17 protein-coding genes and 1 pseudogene are annotated in these 20,080 nt (G+C 70.3%); 4 read left to right on the top strand and 14 right to left on the bottom strand.

Annotated elements, in window-relative coordinates; translation table 11 throughout:
- Positions 1–183: 183 nt before the first annotated feature.
- The 8 genes from AB0L71_RS15745 to AB0L71_RS15710 form a co-directional block, all read right to left on the bottom strand.
- Positions 184–1,452 (bottom strand): ATP-grasp domain-containing protein, encoded by a 1,269-nt coding sequence (locus AB0L71_RS15745; RefSeq protein ID WP_365242773.1) that lies wholly within the window; start codon positions 1,450–1,452, stop codon positions 184–186.
- Positions 1,449–2,819, bottom strand: a complete 1,371-nt coding sequence (locus AB0L71_RS15740; protein WP_365242771.1) for an MFS transporter — start codon at positions 2,817–2,819, stop codon at positions 1,449–1,451. The genes AB0L71_RS15745 and AB0L71_RS15740 overlap by 4 nt, the downstream gene beginning before the upstream one ends.
- Positions 2,816–5,425 carry an ATP-grasp domain-containing protein gene (locus tag AB0L71_RS15735; RefSeq protein WP_365242770.1) on the bottom strand — a complete coding sequence of 870 codons (2,610 nt, stop codon included), beginning with the start codon at positions 5,423–5,425 and terminating at the stop codon, positions 2,816–2,818. Before AB0L71_RS15735 ends, AB0L71_RS15740 begins: the two co-directional genes overlap by 4 nt.
- Before the next feature lie 151 nt (positions 5,426–5,576).
- Positions 5,577–6,227 (bottom strand): DsbA family protein, encoded by a 651-nt coding sequence (locus AB0L71_RS15730; RefSeq protein WP_365242768.1) that lies wholly within the window; start codon positions 6,225–6,227, stop codon positions 5,577–5,579.
- Positions 6,224–7,903: a class I adenylate-forming enzyme family protein gene (locus AB0L71_RS15725; RefSeq protein WP_365242767.1), complete on the bottom strand. Its 1,680-nt coding sequence runs from the start codon at positions 7,901–7,903 to the stop codon at positions 6,224–6,226. The genes AB0L71_RS15730 and AB0L71_RS15725 overlap by 4 nt, the downstream gene beginning before the upstream one ends.
- A gap of 194 nt (positions 7,904–8,097) precedes the next feature.
- A complete protein-coding gene (locus tag AB0L71_RS15720; RefSeq protein WP_365242765.1) occupies positions 8,098–8,994 on the bottom strand; it encodes a prephenate dehydrogenase in 897 nt (298 codons plus the stop codon).
- Positions 8,991–11,210, bottom strand: a complete 2,220-nt coding sequence (gene pabB, locus AB0L71_RS15715) for an aminodeoxychorismate synthase component I (RefSeq protein ID WP_365242763.1) — start codon at positions 11,208–11,210, stop codon at positions 8,991–8,993. The genes AB0L71_RS15720 and pabB overlap by 4 nt, the downstream gene beginning before the upstream one ends.
- On the bottom strand, positions 11,207–11,488 hold the full coding sequence (locus tag AB0L71_RS15710; protein WP_365242761.1) for a chorismate mutase family protein: 282 nt from the start codon (positions 11,486–11,488) through the stop codon (positions 11,207–11,209). Before AB0L71_RS15710 ends, pabB begins: the two co-directional genes overlap by 4 nt.
- Positions 11,489–11,783: 295 nt before the next feature.
- Here AB0L71_RS15710 and AB0L71_RS15705 point away from each other — a divergent pair, with 295 nt between their 5' ends.
- Positions 11,784–12,008 carry a hypothetical protein gene (locus AB0L71_RS15705; protein WP_365242759.1) on the top strand — a complete coding sequence of 75 codons (225 nt, stop codon included), beginning with the start codon at positions 11,784–11,786 and terminating at the stop codon, positions 12,006–12,008.
- A 185-nt stretch (positions 12,009–12,193) separates the two neighbouring features.
- Here the strand turns inward: AB0L71_RS15705 and AB0L71_RS15700 are convergent.
- Positions 12,194–12,448 (bottom strand): annotated as a pseudogene (locus AB0L71_RS15700) (hypothetical protein); the annotation flags it as partial.
- A 314-nt stretch (positions 12,449–12,762) separates the two neighbouring features.
- On the opposite strand from AB0L71_RS15700, the gene AB0L71_RS15695 reads away from it, so the two are divergent.
- On the top strand, positions 12,763–13,038 hold the full coding sequence (locus AB0L71_RS15695; RefSeq protein ID WP_365242757.1) for a hypothetical protein: 276 nt from the start codon (positions 12,763–12,765) through the stop codon (positions 13,036–13,038).
- A 272-nt stretch (positions 13,039–13,310) separates the two neighbouring features.
- On the opposite strand, the gene AB0L71_RS15690 is transcribed toward AB0L71_RS15695, so the two are convergent.
- The gene (locus AB0L71_RS15690; protein ID WP_365242755.1) at positions 13,311–14,447 is read right to left on the bottom strand and encodes a Fic family protein; all 1,137 of its coding nucleotides are present in this window, start codon (positions 14,445–14,447) and stop codon (positions 13,311–13,313) included.
- 1,035 nt (positions 14,448–15,482) lie between these two features.
- Positions 15,483–15,695: a hypothetical protein gene (locus tag AB0L71_RS15685; protein WP_365242753.1), complete on the bottom strand. Its 213-nt coding sequence runs from the start codon at positions 15,693–15,695 to the stop codon at positions 15,483–15,485.
- 27 nt (positions 15,696–15,722) lie between these two features.
- Between AB0L71_RS15685 and AB0L71_RS15680 the strand changes: the two genes are divergently transcribed.
- The gene (locus AB0L71_RS15680) at positions 15,723–16,037 is read left to right on the top strand and encodes a tyrosine-type recombinase/integrase (protein ID WP_365242751.1); all 315 of its coding nucleotides are present in this window, start codon (positions 15,723–15,725) and stop codon (positions 16,035–16,037) included.
- Between the two features lie 108 nt (positions 16,038–16,145).
- On the opposite strand, the gene ychF is transcribed toward AB0L71_RS15680, so the two are convergent.
- On the bottom strand, positions 16,146–17,234 hold the full coding sequence (ychF, locus tag AB0L71_RS15675; RefSeq protein ID WP_365242749.1) for a redox-regulated ATPase YchF: 1,089 nt from the start codon (positions 17,232–17,234) through the stop codon (positions 16,146–16,148).
- A 273-nt stretch (positions 17,235–17,507) separates the two neighbouring features.
- On the opposite strand from ychF, the gene AB0L71_RS15670 reads away from it, so the two are divergent.
- A complete protein-coding gene (locus AB0L71_RS15670) occupies positions 17,508–18,113 on the top strand; it encodes a DUF6542 domain-containing protein (protein WP_365242748.1) in 606 nt (201 codons plus the stop codon).
- Between the two features lie 105 nt (positions 18,114–18,218).
- On the opposite strand, the gene ppgK is transcribed toward AB0L71_RS15670, so the two are convergent.
- Both ppgK and AB0L71_RS15660 read right to left on the bottom strand, forming a co-directional pair.
- Entirely contained in the window at positions 18,219–18,959 is a 741-nt protein-coding gene (ppgK, locus tag AB0L71_RS15665) for a polyphosphate--glucose phosphotransferase (protein WP_365242746.1), read from the bottom strand.
- 117 nt (positions 18,960–19,076) lie between these two features.
- Positions 19,077–20,057, bottom strand: coding sequence for a 4-hydroxy-3-methylbut-2-enyl diphosphate reductase (locus AB0L71_RS15660; protein WP_365242744.1), 981 nt, complete (start codon positions 20,055–20,057; stop codon positions 19,077–19,079).
- Positions 20,058–20,080 lie beyond the last annotated feature (23 nt).

Below are 20,080 nucleotides of genomic sequence, written 5' to 3'. Positions count from 1 at the left end.
GGGCCCCATACAGGCGCCCGCCACCAGGCGTCCCTGCCCGCGTCCGGCGCAGGTGCCTTTCCACGGCACCTGGAAGAGTCTGCGCCGCGAGGCTACGGAAGAACACCTTCCACGGCCTTCGCGGCCGAACACCTCAGGGGCCGGCGAGCCGCTCCGGACCCTCTCGACCGGCCCGGTGCGCGCTCACGAGCGAGGAGGACGGCCACCACCGGTGCCGCCCGGGGCTGCTGACGCGGTGTCAGCGGGTGTCACCTGGACGCGCAGGGTCTCCCGTACGAACTTCACGGCGTCCTCCCGCTCCGCCGGCGAGGCCGCGTCGATCAGCACGTGTCCCATGCGCTGCGCGGAGGAGGTGAGCGGGAGAACCCGGTCGCCGGGCCCCTTGCGCAGGCGGACCCGGACCACCGCCGGGTGCTCCTCGGTCTCTCGGACGCCGGTGATCGCGCGGATGGTGCCCGGCGGGGCGGTGGGGAAGACGGTGGCCGCCCAGGACACCGGTTCGCGCGGCAGCTCCGGCACGCTCCGCCCGAGGGAGAGTCGCACCACCGCCTCGTACAGGTCGAATCCGAAGGTGAGTCCGATGGCGTCCGGAAGGTAGTCACCGGGGGTGCGCACGGCGATCTCCATGAGCACCGGGCCGCGGTCCGCCATCCGGAACTCCAGGTGGACCAGGCCGGTCCGCACACCGACGGCGCGCAGCACCCCGCGCGTCACGGTCCGCACCTGCGCGGCGGCCGCCGGGGCGAACTCGTGGCCGCAGTGGTGCGCGAGTTCGACGAAGCAGGGCGGTTCGGTGGTCTCCTTCCGGGTGACGTTCTCGAAGATCACCTCACCGTCCCGGACCAGCGCCTCCCAGCTGTACTCCGGCCCCTCGATCGCCTCCTCGACCAGCAGCTGCCCCTCCCCCGCGCGGCGGGCGAGGACCTCCTCGGCCCCGGCGGCGTCACGGACCAGTTCGACCCCCTCGCTGCCGGCCAGGGTGAGGGGTTTGACGACGACGGGCAGCCGCTCGGTCATCCACTCCCGGGCCTCCGCGATCCGGCCCACGTGCAGGTGATCGGGCTGCGGAAGCCCGTGTGCGGCGAACACGGCGCGCTGGAGGGCCTTGTTGCGGGAGATCACGGCCGCGTGCAGCGACGGCCCCGGCAGACCGGACCGCTCCTGCGCGAGCGCCGCCGCGATGACCTGCGGTTCGGCGAAGCCGATGATCCCGTCGGGACGCCGCTCCGCGACGGCGCGCGCCACGGTCTCCGTCCACGCCTCCTCGCGGGCGCCGTCCACCCGGTAGAACTTCTCCGCCAGGTCGGCCGGACGGCTGTCCCAGGTGGCCCGGGACTCGACGGCCCGGACCCTGAGGCCCATCCGGGCGGCGGCGGCGAGATAGGGCCGGCCCATCGTGCCCACGCCGACCAGCAGCAGTTCCGGGGCCCCGGTGTCGTCGGACGTACTCATGTGCGATTCCCCTTCATGGCATCGGCATCGGCATCGGCGCCGGCGTCCGGGGCGACGGCCCCCTCCGGCCGGACGGTCTCGGTTCCGGCGACGGGCGCGGTTCCGGCAACGGGCGCGTCGGCGACCGGGGACTCCTCCCCGGAGGGGGCCGGCTTCGCCGGCAGCGCCCGGACGACCGGACCGACCAGCAGGGCGGCCAGCGCGAAGACGGCGGCCAGCCCGACCCACCCCACCGGGCCGGCGGCGATCACCACGGAGCCGACGAGGGCCGGCCCCACGATGCGCTGACCGGTACTGCCGAGGCTGAACACCGCGAGGTAGACGTTCTTCCGGTCCTCGGGCGCGTGCTCGTAGCTCAACTCCCAGCCGCCGGTGGCCTGCCACATCTCACCGAACGTCAGCAGCACACAGGCGACGACGAGCAGGGCCGCGGCGGCCCATCCGGAATCGGCCCTCCCGGCCGCGGCGAGCCCCGCGCAGCACACGGTCATCGCCACTCCCCCGAGCCGCAGGGCGCGCGCCGCGCCGCCCTCGCTCTCTGCCCCTCTGGCGATCGGGACCTGGAGCAGGATCGACAGCACGGTGTTGATCAGCACCAGGAACGGCAGCAGTCCGGCGGGCATCGGCGTGGCCTTCAGGGCCCACAGCGGAATCCCCACCGACAGGATGGTCACGTGCAGGCTGAGCACCCCGTTGAGTCCGGCCAGCAGGCCGTAGCGCCAGTCGCGGAAGCGCCGCACGGCCGTCAGCGGTCCCGTCCGGTTCTGCACCTGGTCGGCGCCGTCCAGCCGCAGCCGGGTGAGCATCAGGGCGGACGTGACGAAGGCGCAGGCGGTGCCCAGCACGATGCCCCGGTACGTCCACACCGTGTCGGAGGCCAGCAGGGGCGCGGCCAGCAGGGCACCGAGGGAGAAGCCCGCGTTGCGCACCGTGCGGATGATCGCCATGGTGCGGGTGCGGTCCTCCCCCCGGACCGTCGCGGACGCCACCGCCTGGGTCATCGGCTGGGTCGCCGCCTCGGCCGCGGCCAGGACGCAGGAGACGAGCGTGAAGCCCACGACACCGTGGACGAAACACAGCGCGACGAACCCGCCGGCCCTCCACAACTGCAGCGCGATCAGGGTCCGTCGGGCACCGAAACGGTCGCCCGCGGCCCCGATCGGCACCGTGGTGAGGAAGCCGACCACTCCGGAGATCGCCAGCCCGGTGCCGACCTCGGAGGCCGTCAGGCCGACGGACCGGACGAAGAAGACGGCGGAGGCGGCCAGGTACAGCCCGGTACCGATGGCGTTGACCAGTGAGATGACGGCGAAGGAGCGCCCCTCGGAAGTGGCGGGGACGTACCCGCGCCAGAACGATCCGTTCACCGCTCCCCAGCCTCCCGGCCGGCGGCCGTGGTCACCTCGATCAGTGCGGTGGCACGCTCCGCGTTGCGGGCCGCATCGGCATGGTCCGTGCCGGTGGCGATCACGTACCCGCTTCTCTCCCAGGAACTGGTGACGGCCCGCACCACGGCGCCCGGTTCGACGCCGAGGTGCACCTCGCACACGCCGGGCGAGGTGAGCGCCCGGTCGGCGCCGGTCACCGCCTCGACGCGGCCGGGCGGCGGGGTCAGGAACCGGACGGCGGCGCCCCGGCGGGCGGTCGGCACCTCGGGGGCGGCACCCTCCAGGACGGTCAGCAGCAGGCGCAGGATGTCGGTGTCGTAGGCCAGGTCGATCAGGGCGGTGATACCGCCGCCCGGCATCCGCCCGGCGCACTCGACGAGGTGCGGCCGGCTGTCCGCCCCGGCGAGGATCCACTCGGAATGCAGGATTCCCGAGCCGAAGCCCACGGTCTCGGCGAGCCGGCGGAGCGAGCGGTGCAGAGCGGCCTCGACGCCGGCCGGCAGCGCGGCCGGGACCGTGTGGCCGGTCTCGACGGGGTGCCGGGAGGACTGGACCGTCTTGGCGGTGATGTTGACGAGTCCCAGGTGGCCCTCGTGGACGACCGCCTCGACGCTCACCTCCGGCCCGTGCAGGCGTTCTTCGGCCAGGTACCGGGCCGTTCCGGCGTGGCGGGCGCGTAACGTCGGCTCGTCGGCCGCGGTCGTGAGCTCCCAGGCCGCGTCCAGGTCGTCGCCGGGGCCGAGTATCTGTACGCCCAGACTGGCCTGCCGATTGGCGGGCTTGAGCACCGCCTCGCCGCCGTGCGCGGTGAGGAACGCCGCCAGGTCGCCGGGGCCGGTCACCTCCGACCACGCGGGCTGGGCCAGGTCGGTGCCGTCCAGCGCGGCGCGCTGCAGACCCTTGTCGCGCAGGGCGAGGGCGGCCTTCAGGCCCGCGCCGGGCAGTCCCCACTCCTCGGCCAGTGCCGCCGCCGTCACGACGGCGTACTCGACGACCGGGACGACCGCGCGCACGCCCGGCGGGCGGGACACCGCCCGGACGAGGCGTTCGGGGTGGATGTCGTCCTGGGTGGGGGCGGGCAGCAGACCGGCCACGCAGGCGTGCCGGTCGGCGAGCCCGTCCAGGCCACGGGCCTCGATGACGTCGGCCTCCTCCAGCACCAGGACCGAGTCGGCCGGCAGCAGGTGGTCCAGCTTGCCCAGCATGACCGGGCTGTAGCCCACCAGCACATGGGTGACCGGGTGCGGCGTCGTCGGTTCGTCGGGCGCCGTGTGGAGGGTGACGGCGGCCCGCACCTCTGCCTCCAGCGCGTCGAGGGCCTCGGCATCGGGGGCGTCGATGAGGAAGGAGACCGCGCGCTCCTCCGAGCTGCGGATCTCGCCCAGCCGGGCCCCCCGGTCCTGGTGCACGAGGACGGCGCGCAGAGCGGCCGGGTCGTCGGCGGCGCCGGGCCGCAGCCGCGGCCACAGTCCTCGCTCGCCCACCCAGGTCGGCGCGAGGTCGAAACCGTCGAGGGTGACGTCCCGCAGCACGCCGGGGGTGTGCTCCAGGTAGACCTGCCGGGCCACCCGGCGGGGTGCGGGAAGGGCGGCCGGCTCCCCGAGGGCGATCCGGATGATCTGCTGCTCCAGCGAGGCGCCGGTGGCCAGTTCGTACAGCACGCACAGACCGTCGCCCGGTGTCCGGGCGGCGACCTCCATCAGGATGGGACGCCCGTCGGGGTCGATCCGCCACTCGGCGTGCGCGACGCCGTCGCGGAAGTCCAGGGCGGCCAGCATCCGGGCGTTGGCATCGAGCAGCACCTCGTCGTGCTCGGGACGGTCGCTGGGCACGGTGTGCGACAGCTCGACGAAGCCGCTGGAGTGGGAGTCGGTGGTGTCCTTGCGGGTGACGCCGGCGAACACCGGCCGCCCGCCCTGGACGAGTGACTCGACCGAGTACTCCTGGCCCAGCACGCGGTCCTCGATCAGAAGGGTCTCGTGCGCGGGGTATCCGGCCAGCAGCTCCCGCAGCCGCTCGGGCGTCTCGACGGCCTCCACGCCGGAGCTGGAGTGACGTCCCGTGGGCTTGAGGACGGCCGGGTACGCCACCGCGGCGGTGTCCAGGAGATCCCGCTCCCCGGCCGGCACCACCGTGACGCCGGGGCTGAACTCCGGCAGGTACCAACGCTGGAGGTACTTGCTGCGGCAGGCCCGGGTGGCCCGCAGCCCCGGTGTCGGTACGCCGAGCGCGTCGGCGAGCAGACCGGTCGGCTCGACCTGGGTCTCCCCGACGGCGCACGCCCCCACCAGGGTGTACTTCTCGCGCCACCGGGAGGCGGCGGAGATCACGCCGGGGAGGTAGGAGTTGTCCCGCCCGGGGTCGCCGTCGACGAAGGCGAACTCGGTCACGGCGGAGGCCGGATGGTCCGGGTCGCCGGCCTTCGCCAGTGCCTCCTCACGCCCGCCGGCAGGCGTCACCAGCAGGATCTTCAGGCCGCGCCGGGTCAGCTCCGCCAGATAGGCGGGTGACCGGCACACCACCAGGAAGGACCCGGCGAGCACGAAGGCGTCGGGACGCCCTCTCTCGGGCAGTGACTCGTTCATGTCTCGTTCTCCCCCGGCTGGTCGGTCTCGGTGCGCGGGCGGCGCCCGGCGGCGTTCAGGCCCCAACGGGCCGGTGCGCGGCCCGTACGGAGGGGCGACGCGGATGGCTTCCCGGGGGCCCGCGCGTCGCCGGCCCCCGGGAAGCGGCGGATCAGTCGAAGCGGAGCTCGCCGGACCGGGTCCTCTTCAGTTCGAAGAAGTCCGGGTACGCGGCCATCGCCCGCGCGCCGTCGAAGAGGCGCGCGGCCTCCTCGCCCCGCGGGATCGACTGGAGCACGGGGCCGAAGAACGCGACGTCGTCTATGTGGATGGTGGGCGTGCCCACGTCGTCCCCCACGGCGTCCGCGCCCTCGTGATGGCTCTTGCGCAACCACGCGTCGTGCGCGTCGGTGTCGGCGGCGTCCATCAGGGAGGCCGGAAGACCGACGGCGTCCAGTGCCTCGCGGGCGACGGCCAGGTAGTCCTTGTTGCCGCCGTTGTGGATACGGGTGCCCAGCTCGGTGTACAGGCCGGCCAGCACCTCCTCGCCGTGCTCCTGGGCCGCGGCGGCACAGATCCGGTTCAGCGCCAGCGAGTTGTCCACCAGGGTGCGGTACCAGTCCGGCAGCTCACGGTTCTCGTTGAGCACATACAGGCTCATCAGGCGGAACCGCAGGTCCAGTTGGCGATGCTGCTCCACCTCCAGGATCCAGCGGGAGGTGATCCAGGCGAAGGGGCAGGCCGGGTCGAAGTAGAAGTCGACCTTGGCGGTGGCGTCGGGGGCCGCTGCCGGGGTCGTTCCGGTGTCGGTGGTGCCAGTCATGCGAGGTGCTCCTCATGGGTGGCCAGGGCTCGGCCCTGGGCCTGCTGTACGTAGCTGTCGAGGTCGGCGTACTGCTCCCGGAGCTGCCGCTTGAGGACCTTGCCGGTGACACCGACGGGAATGCCGGTCTCGTCGTGGACGACCTCCAGCAGGCCGAGCGGGGGGTGCCCCGCCGCCTTCAGTGCCTCGTTGGCCTGGGTCAGCAGCTTCTCCGGGTCTGGCTCGGTCCGTGCGACGGTGACGACCGCCACCGGGACGACCTTGCCGTCACGACGGCCGGCGACCACGGCGACGTCGCCGGTGTCCGGGACGTCGTTGAGGATGACTTCCTCCATGAACACCGAGTAGCCGACGCCCTGTTCCGTCTCGATGGCGTCCGCGGCCCGGTCGACGAGGAAGAACTCGCCCCCGGCGTCACGGTAGGCCATGTCACCCGGCAACCAGAAGCCTGACAGCTGATACCGGTAGCTGGTGTCGGAATCTCCCCAGTAACCTGGCGTGATCGCGGGCCCCTTGGCGGCCAGGAAGCCCACCTCACCGACATCGGCACGGCTGCCGTCCTTGCGCAGGACGGCGACCTCGGCGACACCCACCGGCTTGCCGGCGCAGCGGTCGTTGCGCTCGCTGTCCAGGGTGCGCGCCTTGAGCAGTACGCCCCAGCCGAGTTCAGTGGTGCCCAGCCGGTCGAAGAAGGCCGCCGGCTCGAGACCGGGGCTGCGCATCGACAGCACCTTGGTGATGTGGGCCTGGTGCACGGCGTCGCCGATGGACACCCACACCTGCACGGAGTCCAGCGCGCCCGTCTCCGGTTCGGTCTGGGCGAGTTCGGCGTACGCGTGCGCGAAGGACATCACCGAGGTCGGCTGGTACTTGTGCACCGAGGTGGCCAGCGCGCTGCCGCTGCGGTCGTTCAGCGCCACGATCGGGGTGCCGCCGAGCACCGCGTACACGGTGTAGGCGACACAGCCGAGGTGCGACTGGGGCAGCGCGGTCATCATCAGCGCGCCGGGGTGCTCGGTGTGGTCGACGAGCCGGAACTTGGGTCCGGAGACGATCGACTTGTGGGTGTGGATGGTGGGCTTGGGCCGCCCGGTGGTGCCGGAGGAGTGCAGCAGTGCCACCGGGTCGCTGTCGTGGTGGTGCCAGTACGCGGACTCCGGCAGCGGCTCGGCGGGCGGGGCCGGCAGGTCCTCCTCGGTGGTGGTCCACCGCAGGCTGGTGCCCTCGGCCGCGGTGCCCAGGAGGTCCAGCCTGGCCCGGTCCGTGTACAGGCCGACGGGCGTGGTCTGCTCGATCAACGACGCGGCGATCGCCTGCGAGGCGTTGGAGTTGATCAGCAGGGCCACGGCGCCGATCTGGGCGAGGGCGTAGAAGTGCAGGGAGTAGCTGAGGGAGTCCTCCAGCCAGACCGCCACCCGGTCCCGGGTCTTCACGCCCTGGGCGAGGTACCAGGCGGACCAGCTCTGGGCCAGGGCGTCGAACTCGGCGAGGCTGAAGTCGTGCTTCAGCTCTCCGGCCGAGGTGGCGATCGGGCGTGCGGAGTGCAGGAACGGCACCTCGGGGTGCGGGTTGGTGGCCAGCGCGGCGCGCAGCAGGTTCCCTCCGCCCACGGTGTCGTCGGCGGCGAGGGCGGACCGCTGTTCCGGGGTGAGGACGGTCGGGGCGAACGTGTTCATGGAGCGCCTTCCTGAGGGAGACGGACAGGTCGGGATCTGCGGTGCGGGTGCCGGGGTCGGGTACGACGGCCCGGTGCGGGGGCGGGTCGCCTGCCGCGCGTGGTGCGGCAGTTCTCCTCGCGCGGGGCGCCGCCGGAGGTACGGGCCGGGCGGCAGCCGTGGGCGGACCAGGCGGGTCGGCCTCGATCGGTGGGTCAGGTCTTGGCGAACATCCGGGCGCAGGCCTCGCCCAGGGGGGCGAGGTCGGGGCCGAGGTGGCCGCGCAGCTCGTCGAGGACGGCCTCGAAGCCGGCCGGGTCGCCGCGCTCCACGATCTCGGCGACCCGGTGGACCCCGTTCGCCAGAGCCTTGCGCGCCGCCGCCGCCTCCGGGTTGGCGTGCTGGACGTCCCAGTAGACCTCCGGCGTACCGGAGGCGATCCGTGCGAGCAGCGCGAGCAGGGTGGTCGCCGGAGGCGGCGCCAGCGGAAGCAACTGGGCCACGTCCGGGCCGAGTTCACGGAGAGCGAGGCCGAAGCCCAGCACGGCCGCATGGGTCAGCGCCTGCGTCGCACCGGCGATCCGGTCGTGTTCCACGGCGTCGACGCGGACCACGTTCGCCCCCCAACTACCCACCAGACGCAGCACCTTGTCGGCGCCGGGGCCCGGGTTGACGACCACGGCGGCGACCGGCCTGCCCTCGAAGCCGAGGGAGGGGGCGAACATCGGGTTGAGCCCGACCGCCTGGATCCCGGGCGCGTGCTCGCGTACGGCGAGGGTGAACGGCTGCTTGACGGACAGGGTGTCCACCAGCACCGCGTCGGTCCGCAGATGTGGGGCGATCACGGGCAGGGCGGCGAGTGCCACCGGTTCCGGTACGGCCAGCACCACCAGGTCGGCGGCGGCCAGTTCGGCGGCGAGCGCGTCGTCCAGGGCGGTGACGTCGCCGACCGTCCGGCGCACCCCGCACGGCCCGCCGGCGGTGTCGGTGGCGTCGTTGGCACCGGTGGTGTCGACCACGGTCACCTCGCTGCCCGAGCCGAGCAGGCGCTCCGCGAACAGGGTCCCCACGGCGCCGGCTCCGCCGACGACCAGCGCGCGTCCGCCGGTCACCGGACGCTCCCGGCCGGCCCGGACGCAGCGTCCGCGTCGGGGTCGGCGGCCCGGCCCCCGCCGTGGCGTCCGGTCGCGGTGTCGAGCACGGCGGTGACCATGGCCCGGGACTTCACGACCGTCTCCTCGTACTCGTCCTCGGGGTCGGACAGGGCCACGATCGCGCCGCCGACACCGAAGCTCACCCGGTCCTGGGTGGACACCAGGGTGCGGATGACGATGCTCAGATCGGCGGCCCCACCGAGTGAGAACCAGCCCAGGGAGCCCGAGTAGACGCCCCGCGGTCCTTCCTCCAGCCGGTCGATGATCTCCATGGTCCTCAGCTTCGGCGCACCGGTCATCGAGCCGCCCGGGAACGCGGCCCGGACACAGGAGACGGCCGTCTCGTCGGCCCGCAGGGTGCCTCGGACCGTGGAGACCAGCTGATGCACCGGGGCGTACGTCTCCACGTGGAACAGACTCGGAACATGGACCGAGCCGATCTCGCACACGACGTTGAGGTCGTTGCGGATCAGGTCCACGATCATCAGGTTCTCGGCCCGGTCCTTCTCCTGGCCGAGCAGATCTTGGCGCAACGCCTCGTCCTCTTCCGGCGTCGCGCCGCGCGGCCGGGTTCCCTTGATCGGCTTGGACTCCGCGACCCGGTCGGTGCCGACCGTCAGGAAGCGCTCGGGCGAGGCGCTGAGGACCGCCGCTCCGGGGAAGTCCAGCAGGGCGCCGTACGGGACCGGACTGATCTTCCGCAGCCGGGCGTAGGTGGTCAGCGGGTCGATCACGGCGTCCAGCGCGACGGTGTTGGTCAGACACACCTCGTACGTCTCGCCCTGCCGGATCTGCTCAAGGCTTGTCGATATCCGGTCGAGGTAGGCCGTGCGGTCGTGCCGCGGGCTCACCGTGGACTCGGCGACGGGGTCGGTCATGCCGATCGTGGGGCGCGGAGCGGTGCCTTCCTGCCGCACCTCGCCGTGCCGGGGCAGCTGGACGAGTTGCTTCTCGGTCGCCTCCAGCCAGCGCCGCGCGTCGAGGTCGTCCCCGTCGGCGGACAGTGCCAGCAGATAGCTGACGCCCTCGGCGTGATCCACAGCCACCAGACGGTCGACGAAGAGCATCTCGGCGTCGGGCGTGGGTGACTTGTGCACCGCCTGCCCTCCGGTCTCGGCCTTCAGTTCGTAGCCGAGGTAGCCGACGTAGCCGAGGTTGAACGCGAAGGGCAGACCCGCGGGCACGGGGACGGCACGCAGCTTCACCTGCTCGTCGAGGTAGTCGAAGAAGCCCTGCGCGACGATCTCGCCCTCGCTGTCGGAGCGACCGGGCGTACGCACCACGGCGTAGCCGTCCGCGACCTGGTAGGTGACGTGCTCGGCGAGCGGGCCGCGGGCGTCACCGAGGAAGGAGAACCGGGACAGCCCGTCGATCACGGTCCCGCTGTCCAGCCAGAAGCTGGGCGCGCCTTCGCCCGCGAAGAGGGCCCGGTACGCCGCCTCGGTGTCCGGCTGGACGTCGACGCGCCGCACATGCACCTCGTACCGGGGCCGGCCGGCGGCGGCAGGGTTGCCGCCCAGGGACCGGGAGGCTGCGCGGTCACGGTCCAGGGGCGGCCGGGACGCGGCGCGGTCCCCGCCCCGGGACGAGGCGGCGGCGTGGTGTTCCAGGGCGAGATCACGGAAGTTGCGCAGCAGTTCGCGCCCGTACTCGCTGCTGATCGACTCGGGGTGGAACTGGACGCCCCAGATCGGCAGGGAGGTGTGGCGCACGCCCATGACGACACCGTCGTCGGACCAGGCGATGGCGTCGAGTTCATCGGGCAGACCGGTCGCGGCGAGGGAGTGGTAACGCACGACTTCGTAGGGGCTGGGGAGACCGGCGAAGATGTCGACGCCGGTGTGACGCACGGCGGAGACCCTGCCGTGCATGGGCTGGGGCGCGAGACCCACCGTGCCGCCGAACAGATGGGTGATGCCCTGGTGCCCCAGGCACACCCCCAGAAGGGGCAGCCCGCTCTCGGCGATCGCGCGGGCGCTGATCCCGAAGTCGCGTGCGCGGTCGGGGCGTCCGGGTCCGGGCGAGATGACGACCGCGTCGAACTCCTCGATCCGCACCCGCGCCCAGTCGGCACCGTTCTTGACGACGGCGGGCGGCTCCCCGTTCACCTCTCCGAGCAGCTGGTACAGGTTGTAGGTGAACGAGTCGTAGTTGTCGATCAGGAGCGTCCTCACGCTTCCGACCCCCTGATCACCAAGTCCTCGACGCGGCACGTCTCCTCGATGATCATGTCGTACAGCCGGCGCAGGAAGTCCTGGTCGATCCCATGGAGCGCGCCGAACCGCGCGGCCCGCTCCTGCACCATGCCGATACGGTGCGGCTGCATCATGGGGACGTTGTTGTCGCGCTTGAAGTACCCGATCTCCACACACTTCTCGATACGGGCACGCAGCTCTTCCAGAAACCGCTCGTCGATCGCGTCGAGCTCGGCCCTGAGGCTCTCGATGGTCACATCGGTTCCCGACCCACGCCCCACGGTTTCCCCTTCCGCCATGTTCACGGCCCGACTGTGCATGGCACGTCCCGCGACCTGCCACCCGCCCGATAGGTCGCATTGACGCAGTGCACTTACCGGGGGGATCGATATCAGGGCAAACGGAACACGGGGGAAGCAGGGCCCCCGATGAAACACGGACACCCGAGACCGCATCCGGCACAAGGCGGAAGCCGGAGCACCGATCCCCCTCCCCTGCGCCGTCATGGCCATGGGTGCCCGAAGACTTACGTCCACCGGCAGGATCAGCACCATGAGCAGGAGCAGGACGTGCTCGATCAGTCTGCCCGAGGACCTCGCCGAGGCCGTACGCGCCCACGTCGAACCCGGCGGTTTCTCGGCCTGCGTCGAGGCAGCCCTCGAACAGCAGGTCGCCCTGGACAAGCTCCGGGAGATCGTTGCCGACTTCGAGACCGACCATGACGAGCCCACCCGCGGGGAGGCCGAGGCCGCCCGCACGCGCGCTGCCACGCCATGACCACTGTCAGGTCGGAGGGGCTGCCACCTGACGACCGGGACCCTGCTGCTCGACAGCGAAGGCCTCTTGAGGCTCTACTCCACGGAGCAGAATGTCCGCGGCCCGATTCCGACCTGCGACGGAGCCCCATTCGAGCTCGGACTGCTGGACAGCGACAACCCGACCGTCCGCGCATGGGCAGCCCTGGCGAACACCTCGTCGAAGACCTGCCGCGCCCGCTGACGCGCCTGCTCGGCGAGCGGCCCCTTACGAGTCTCGTAGTCCGCCACGTACTCGTCCAGCACCTGGCCGCGCAGCTCACGCTCGACCGCCGCGGCGACGAACGCAGAGAACTCCCGCTTGCCCACCCGCGCACGGATCGCCTCCGCGGTCCCCTTCGGAAGCGACAGGCTCACCCTCGCCGTCGGCCCCTCTCCGATGCCGTACGTCGTCTCAGCCATGACCCAAACGTGTCAAACCAGCAGGAAAACCGCCACGGACCCCACCCGCCCCCTCTCATCACGCACCGCGAGGTGCGCGACTCGGCACGAGAGCCAGCCACCATCCCGGCTGACCAGGCATTTCCGCGTCGGCCTGCGTGTCAACCTTCAGGAGGACGCTGACGCCGCCGCAAGCCGACCATGGGTGCCCTCTCCAGGATCGACCACCAGGGCGTCCTCGCCGAGACGAGAAGTGCACCGGCACGACCCTGGTCCACTTCGGGCGCAGTCTTCACGGCGCACGCTGTCATAGTTTTTCTAAAAGAATTGTGTGCATGAAGTCACCCCGCCCCAGCGGCACGGAGAACATCTCCGTCTCGATGCCCTCGGAACTCCTCGGTGCTCTACGCTCGCGCACCGGCAAGCGCGGCGTGTCCGCCTACGTGACCGCGGCGGTCCGGCATCAACTCGCCATGGACGGCCTCGCCGAGATCGTGGCCGCCTACGAAGCCGAGCACGAACCGTTGAGCGCGGCCGAGGTCCAGGCAGCGCAGCGTGAACTGTTCGGTGACGCTCCGGCGCCGTACGCGTCAGGCGACAACGTCGTATGAAGGCACCCGCGACCAGGCCGACGAAGTGGCGTAGCCGCTCCCCCCGCGTGCCGGAGTCGTCCGGCACACTGCCGAGTCTGCGCGGACAGCAAGGGACGCCCCCCGGTCATCCGCACCGTCTGGCCGCCGATGGCATCCGGTTTCGCCTGAGCCGCCGAATTGCTTTCGAAAAATCTGCCACCCCTCGTCCAGCCCGTTCAAGCGCCGCCGGACGCACCTCCTGGAAGGCGGAGCGAGAAGCGCCGCACAGGTACGGACCCGCGCCGATGCACTCAGTGCGTGTACGGATCGACCAGTGGCAGCGGCGTCCGAGCCGCTTCCAGGGCCGACTCCGGAAAGGCGGGGCCTGCGGTGTAAAAACGGGCACGAGTACGGCCGACCGGCGTCAGGACGTCAGCCGCGACCAGGTCCCGCAGGTCGCGCTGAGCCCGTTGCAGACCCAATCCCTCCGCTCGCTCGTAGCGTGTACGGCGCACCCGCCCGGACATCGCCACGTCATGCAGAGCAGAAACCACCCTGTCCTCCAGCCCCCGACCCTCCACGAACTCACCGAGCAAGACCCACACCCGACTTGAACGATCCAGGCGGCTGCGGACGGTCTGCGCCTGCTGGTGGTACGCAGTGAGGTTGAATCGGACCCAGTCGGAGACGTCCTGGTCGGGGTGGTAGGTCGCCCCCCGGCGCTGCAGCTCGCGGTAGTACTCCCAGGTGTTGCCGGGACGACCCAGCCAAGCCTCGATGGAGGAGAACTCGGGCGCCAGTTCCCCCTCTCTCGCGATCATGAGTGTTTGGAGGGACCGAGACATGCGGCCGTTTCCATCCGCCCACGGGTGGATGGAAACGAGGTGCAGATGCGCCATGGCGGCCCGTACCAGCATGTGAGTACCGTCGCTTGTGTTCAGCCACTCGACCAGCTCACCCGTCAACGCGGGCACGTCGGCCACGTCCGGCGCCGTGTATGCCGCAATGGTGGGGTCGCGGGCGTCCGTCACGTACACCACTCCGCGTCGCCACTGCCCGGCCGGCTTCCGCGGTGTGTGCCGGTGTCCCTGCAGCATCCAGTGAAGCGCGTTGAGCAGCTCCTTGCTGTAGCGGAAGTCCGCGGCATCGTGCAGCGTTTGGATGTAGGTCATCATCCGCTGATATGCAAGCGTCTCCTCGCGGTCCTCCTCGGAGACATCGACGTCCCGCTCACCCTCCAAAAGATCCTCTACATCGACCGTGGACACTTTGAAGCCCTCAATCGAGTTGGAAGCGGCCACGGCATCGGCGGTCAAGAACTTGCGCAGCCCTTCGGTCCACTTCGTCGGAGTAGAGCGGACCTGCAGACGCAACAAGTGACGAAGATCGTCGATCTCACCGAGCACACGCTGGTCCTCGGCACTGAGAGCAGGCGTAGGGAAGAGCATGTCCACACTTTAGAATGACGCAAACATTACGTCAATGCGTCAGCGCTGCGGCCACCCGCCGCCGCATCCGCACCGGAACAGCGAAAGGGTCGAGCCCCGGAGAAGGCTCGACCCAGAATCCGCACACAAGGCCAGTCACGCTAACGCACTGCGCCCCTTCCGCTACACGTTGAAGCGGAACGTCTGCCCGCCGATCCTGACCTGCGGCGGAGACGCACGCAGCACTCTGACCAGGTGTTTCTCCGTTGGCGTGCGTTGGGCCCCGATGGTCACTTACGGGTGTCCTGCGGACTGCCTGCGGACTGAGCACCCAGCTACGCGCCCGACACAATGCTCAGGTGCCCGACTTTGATATCGAGGCGTACCACCCCGAGTGACTGCGCGGCCATGCCGCGCTCACCGCCGCCACGGCGACGGGGGATACCCCTCGACTCGTCGACACACCAGGACCGGCGCCGCTGCCGGTAACCGGTGGGGCGGGTGCGGCTCAATCTCTCCTTCCCATCGCAAAGAAGATGTGGGGTCCGGTTGTTCCGGACCCCACATCAGTTACTTCCGGAACTCTAGCGGGCAGATTCATACGCCTGCGCCGCTGTCGTTCCGCAAATGCAGTGAGAGCGGAAGGAGCAGCGATGGGTGGGGCGGCGAAATCCGGAATCACCCGAACTTCGCTGACCAGTTTTGATCATCAGTGCGGCATTCTCCTGCAACGCCGCCGTTCACTGAATGTGAAAGCGGTACAGATGCTGCCGAAAACCATGAATAACACAAGCATTTGAGAGAGAAATGCGGCGCCACTCCATGGTAAGAGCCAGAAGGAGCGCCAAGAAGACACCGGCAACCAGTCCGGCTGGCATGGGGTGCCGAGCCGCCCAGCGGCGTGATCTTTCGGTTCCCATCACTACCACCTGTCCTAACGGCTGCTGTCCGCTTGTTCGCACCAACGGCTCGACATGGGCCGCAGGACATCACGTTGTTGAATGTCTTGCGACCCATGTCGTTTCCGTTCTTCCGGTGTAGCGTCGCCGCGTCAGTCTATGTGTTGCTGCTTCCTGTCCTGCGCCTCAGCGCAAGGCGAGCCAGGTCGATACCGAGCCATACGGTGCTCCCGATGAAGACGGCGAAGGAAATGTAGGACATGACGCCGTGGTGTTCCACGAGGAATCCGTAGAAGAAGGCGATGGCCCAGAGAATCAGGGATTCCCGGACTGCTTTTCTTCGCTTGTTGATCACCAATGCCCTCTCCACTTGCGGTAACCATAACGGCGAGGCCCCATGGCATTTCCGAGCAGCGACTCAAGGTTCGCGCTGAAACGCCTGGGCTCATGGCGGCCCGCCTGTGCGAAGGCAGGCATAGCCAAGGGCGTCGGCCCACACGCCCTTCGGCATCACTACGCAAGCCTGCTGATCAAGCACGGCGAGCCTGTACGGGTCGTCTCCGAGCGCCTCGGCCACACCAACGCGGCCATGACGCTGAACATCTACACCCACCTGTGGCCCGACTCCGAGGAGCGGACCCGGGCCGCCGTCGACAAGGCGTACGCGGACCGGTCCGCCGATGCCCAGCCGCAGGTCGACGAAGCGGCGTAGCCGCTCCCCCGCGTGCCGGACTCATCCAGCACGCTGCAGACTCCGTGCGGACCGCAAAGGCCGCCCAACCCGCTCCACCGCAGGTCAGACGGCCTTTCGCCGGACGTATCAGACGTTGAAGCGGAACTCCACCACGTCCCCGTCCTGCATCACGTAGTCCTTGCCCTCCATGCGGGCCTTGCCCTTGGCGCGGGCCTCGGGGACCGAGCCGGTTTCGACCAGGTCCTCGAAGGAGACGATCTCCGCCTTGATGAAGCCCTTCTGGAAGTCGGTGTGGATCACACCGGCCGCCTCGGGGGCCGTGGCGCCCTTCTTGATCGTCCAGGCCCTGGCTTCCTTCGGGCCTGCCGTGAGGTAGGTCTGCAGACCCAGGGTGTCGAAGCCGACGCGGCCGAGGGTGGCCAGGCCGGGCTCCTCCTGCCCCATGGACTGGAGGAGTTCGAGGGCCTCGTCGTCGTCGAGCTCGATCAGCTCGGACTCGATCTTGGCGTTGAGGAAGATCGCCTCGGCCGGGGCGACCAGGGCGCGCTGCTCGTTCTTGAATGCCTCGTCGACCAGCTCGTCCTCGTCGACGTTGAAGACGTAGAGGAACGGCTTGGTGGTGAGGAGGTGCAGCTCGTGGAGGAGCTTGGCCTTCTCGGTGCCCGCGGTGATGCCCGCGGCGAAGAGGGTCTGCCCGGATTCGAGGATCTTCTGCGCCTCCTCGACCGCGGCGAGGACCGCGACCTTGTCCTTCTGGAGGCGGGATTCCTTCGTCAGGCGCGGGAGGGCCTTCTCGACGGACTGGAGGTCGGCGAGGATCAGCTCGGTGTTGATCGTCTCGATGTCGTCCTTGGGCGAGACCTTGCCGTCGACGTGGACGACGTTCTCGTCCTTGAAGGCCCGGATGACCTGGCAGATCGCGTCGGACTCGCGGATGTTCGCGAGGAACTTGTTGCCCAGGCCCTCACCCTCCGAAGCGCCGCGGACGATGCCGGCGATATCGACGAAGTCCACGGTCGCCGGGAGCACGCGCTGCGAGCCGAAGATCTCGGCCAGCTTGGTCAGCCGGGCGTCCGGGACACCGACGACGCCGACGTTCGGCTCGATCGTGGCGAACGGGTAGTTGGCCGCCAGCACGTCGTTCTTGGTCAGGGCGTTGAACAGGGTCGACTTGCCGACATTCGGCAGACCGACGATTCCGATCGTGAGCGACACGTTGGCGACTTCCTGAGGAGTGAGAAGGAGAGGTGAGGTGAGGAGAGAGCGGGGCGGGCGGACAGGCGTCGGGCCCGGGTGGGCCGATTCTCCAGTTTACGGGCGAGGGCGGCCGGGCAACCACGGGTCCGGTCCGGGCATCGGGCCGGACCGGGTTCCGGGGTGCCCGGACCGGTTCCGGTTCGGCCGTGTGGCATCGAACTCATCGCCAAGCTCACCCAAAGCGCGTGTCCCGCACCGGTTTCCTCCTGCCCGGCAACCTACGTTGTCGTGGTGGAGCAGCACAGGACACGTCCCCCGCAACGCAGGCAGTCCCCTCAGGCCCCCCTGGCCCCGCAGGGCACCATCGAAGAAGCCGCCGTCTATCCGGTGGTGGACCCGGCGGAGCCGGACGGCCGGTCCAGGCCGGTGCCGCCCGCCGTCCTCGCGCTGCGCAGGCTGCCGAAGCCCCGGCTGACCGCCATCGGCGCAGGGCTCTTCGCGGCTGCCTGCATGTTCGTCCTGGGGTGCCTCGACGAGTGGATCCTCGATGGTTCGTCGACCGTGTTCGGGCTGCTGTTCCTGCCGGTCAGTGCACTGACCGCACTGTGGGTGCGGCCTGCGGACCTGGTGACCGCGCCGATCATCGTGCCCATCGCCTTCGCCATCGGCGTCATCCCGATCTCCGGCGGCACGGACAGCTTCGCCGGCCGGACCATGGCCCTCGTCACCGCGCTCGCCGTGCACGCCGGCTGGCTGTACGGCGGCACGCTCATCGCCGGGCTCATCGCGACGGTACGGAAGGTACGGCTGATGCGGGAGCGACAGCGACAGCGTCGTGCGCTGTCCGCCGCGCAGCCGGCCCGGAACTCGCAGCCGCCCCGTCGCCCCCAGCACTGACCAGGGACGACAGCAGCGACAACGGCGAACGGGCAGGGGCCGACGCCGGGGCCCCACGATCGAGCGGCCCGGCCCAGGCCAGTCAGGCAGGGCGGCGGGCAGGGCCTACGTCACTACCTCCGCCGCCATCGCCGCGCCCACGATGCCCGCGTTGTTCCGCAGTTCCGCCGGCACCATCTCGGCCCGTACGTGCTCGATCAGCGGCAGGAACTTGTCCGCCTTGCGGCTGACCCCGCCGCCGATGATGAAGAGCTCGGGCGAGAACAGCATCTCCACATGCATCAGGTACTTCTGCACCCGGCGCGCCCAGTGGTGCCAGCTCAGGCCCTCGTCCTCCTTGGCCTTGGTGGAGGCGTGCTTCTCCGCATCGTCGCCGTTCAGCAGCAGATGGCCCAGCTCCGTATTGGGGACGAGCTTGCCGTCGACGAAGAGGGCGCTGCCGATCCCGGTACCGAACGTCAGGACGATCACCGTGCCCTTGCGGCCGCGCCCCGCGCCGAACTGCATCTCCGCGAGACCGGCCGCGTCGGCGTCGTTCACGAGCGTGACCGGCAGGCCCAGCCGGTCACCGAGCAGCCCCCGGGCGTCCGTGTCGATCCAGCTCTTGTCGACATTGGCCGCGGTGCGCGTGCACCCGCTCGTGACGACGCCCGGGAAGGTGATGCCCACCGGGCCCGACCAGTCGAAGTGGCCGACCACTTCCGCCACGCTGTCGGCCACGTCCTTGGGCGTGGCCGGGTGCGGTGTCAGTACCTTCTGGCGCTCCTGCGCCAGGTCTCCGCGGTCCAGGTCCACGGGAGCGCCCTTGATCCCGGATCCGCCGATGTCCACGCCGAAGATCTGCATGCATTCCACGGTACGGGCAGGTGGCCCGGCTCACTTCTCGGAATGCGAAGCCGCCGCCGGAAGCCACCGGCGGGCCACCGGCGCGAACCGGCGGCGCGGGTTGTCAGCTCCTCGCCGTCACTTCTCCATGAGCGCCGTGGCCTCGGCGCGCAGGTCGCGGCGGAGCTCCTTGGGCAGGGAGAACGTGATGGACTCCTCGGCCGCCTTCACGATCTCCACGTCCTCGAATCCGCGTTCCGTGAGCCAGGCCAGGACGCCGTCGACCAGGACCTCGGGGACGGAGGCGCCCGAGGTGACACCGACCGTGGAGACGCCGTCCAGCCAGGCCTCGTCGAGCTCCTCGGCGAAGTCGACCAGATGGGCGTCGTTCGCGCCGGCGCCGAGGGCGACCTCGACCAGGCGGACGGAGTTCGAGGAGTTCTTGGAGCCGACGACGATCACGAGGTCGGCGTCCGCGCCCATCTGCTTCACGGCGGTCTGACGGTTCTGCGTGGCGTAGCAGATGTCGTCGCTGGGCGGCGAGACCAGCAGCGGGAACTTCTTCTTGAGGGCGCCGACCGTCTCCATCGTCTCGTCGACCGAGAGCGTGGTCTGGGAGAGCCAGACGACCTTCGAGGGATCGCGCACCTCGACGCCGTCGACGTCCTCGGGGCCGTCGACCAGGGTGATGTGCTCGGGAGCCTCGCCGGAGGTGCCGATGACCTCCTCGTGGCCCTCGTGGCCGATCAGGAGGATGTCGAAGTCCTCCTGCGCGAAGCGGACGGCCTCCTTGTGCACCTTGGTGACCAGGGGGCAGGTCGCGTCGATCGTGGCGAGCTTCCGCTCGGCCGCCTCCGCGTGCACGGTCGGTGCGACGCCGTGCGCGGAGAACATCACGATCGAGCCCTCGGGGACCTCCGCCGTCTCCTCGACGAAGATCGCGCCCTTCTTCTCCAGCGTCTGTACGACGTACTTGTTGTGGACGATCTCGTGGCGCACGTACACCGGGGAGCCGTACTGCTCCAGGGCCTTCTCCACGGCGATCACGGCACGGTCCACGCCCGCGCAGTAGCCACGGGGAGCGGCGAGCAGGACGCGGCGGGGTGTCGTAGCAGTCATGCGCCCATCGTAAGGCCGCGCCG

Origin of the sequence: Streptomyces sp. NPDC052052, assembly GCF_040680455.1 — a bacterium.
GTDB lineage: Bacteria > Actinomycetota > Actinomycetes > Streptomycetales > Streptomycetaceae > Streptomyces.
This window is presented reverse-complemented; position numbering and strand designations above follow the sequence as displayed.

Excerpts from the sequence above, each read along its gene's own strand:
- AB0L71_RS15745 (WP_365242773.1), bottom strand. The coding sequence starts at position 1,452 with ATGAGTACGTCCGACGACACCGGGGCCCCGGAACTGCTGCTGGTCGGC.
- AB0L71_RS15735 (WP_365242770.1), bottom strand. The coding sequence starts at position 5,425 with ATGAACGAGTCACTGCCCGAGAGAGGGCGTCCCGACGCCTTCGTGCTC.
- AB0L71_RS15730 (WP_365242768.1), bottom strand. The coding sequence starts at position 6,227 with ATGACTGGCACCACCGACACCGGAACGACCCCGGCAGCGGCCCCCGAC.
- AB0L71_RS15725 (WP_365242767.1), bottom strand. The coding sequence starts at position 7,903 with ATGAACACGTTCGCCCCGACCGTCCTCACCCCGGAACAGCGGTCCGCC.
- AB0L71_RS15705 (WP_365242759.1), top strand. The coding sequence starts at position 11,784 with ATGAGCAGGAGCAGGACGTGCTCGATCAGTCTGCCCGAGGACCTCGCC.
- AB0L71_RS15695 (WP_365242757.1), top strand. The coding sequence starts at position 12,763 with ATGAAGTCACCCCGCCCCAGCGGCACGGAGAACATCTCCGTCTCGATG.
- AB0L71_RS15690 (WP_365242755.1), bottom strand. The coding sequence starts at position 14,447 with ATGCTCTTCCCTACGCCTGCTCTCAGTGCCGAGGACCAGCGTGTGCTC.
- AB0L71_RS15680 (WP_365242751.1), top strand. The coding sequence starts at position 15,723 with ATGGCATTTCCGAGCAGCGACTCAAGGTTCGCGCTGAAACGCCTGGGC.
- ppgK (WP_365242746.1), bottom strand. The coding sequence starts at position 18,959 with ATGCAGATCTTCGGCGTGGACATCGGCGGATCCGGGATCAAGGGCGCT.
- AB0L71_RS15660 (WP_365242744.1), bottom strand. The coding sequence starts at position 20,057 with ATGACTGCTACGACACCCCGCCGCGTCCTGCTCGCCGCTCCCCGTGGC.